This is a genomic window from Alkalihalophilus lindianensis (assembly GCF_032843265.1).
Lineage (GTDB): Bacteria > Bacillota > Bacilli > Bacillales > Bacillaceae_D > Alkalihalophilus > Alkalihalophilus lindianensis.
Map to the genome: position 1 here is coordinate 1 of NZ_JAWJBA010000580.1, position 258 is coordinate 258.

Sequence of the window (258 nt, forward strand, 5' to 3'; positions counted from 1 at the left end):
TGCGGAAGTAGTTCAGTGGTAGAACACCACCTTGCCAAGGTGGGGGTCGCGAGTTCGAATCTCGTCTTCCGCTCCATTTTTTTGTTTAATTGAGGCGGCATAGCCAAGTGGTAAGGCACGGGTCTGCAAAACCCTTATCCCCGGTTCAAATCCGGGTGCCGCCTCCAATGATTTTCTGCCGTGCCGGGGTGGTGGAATTGGCAGACACACAGGACTTAAAATCCTGCGGTAGGTGACTACCGTGCCGGTTCAAGTCCG

At 54.3% G+C, this 258-nt stretch carries 2 tRNA genes; both read left to right on the forward strand.

What is annotated here, in order from left to right:
• The first annotated feature begins 1 nt into the window (after nucleotide 1).
• Nucleotides 2-76 (forward strand) — tRNA-Gly (locus RYX56_RS23505).
• Nucleotides 77-93: 17 nt separating this feature from the next.
• A tRNA-Cys gene (locus RYX56_RS23510) sits at nucleotides 94-167 on the forward strand.
• The last annotated feature ends 91 nt before the right edge of the window (nucleotides 168-258 follow it).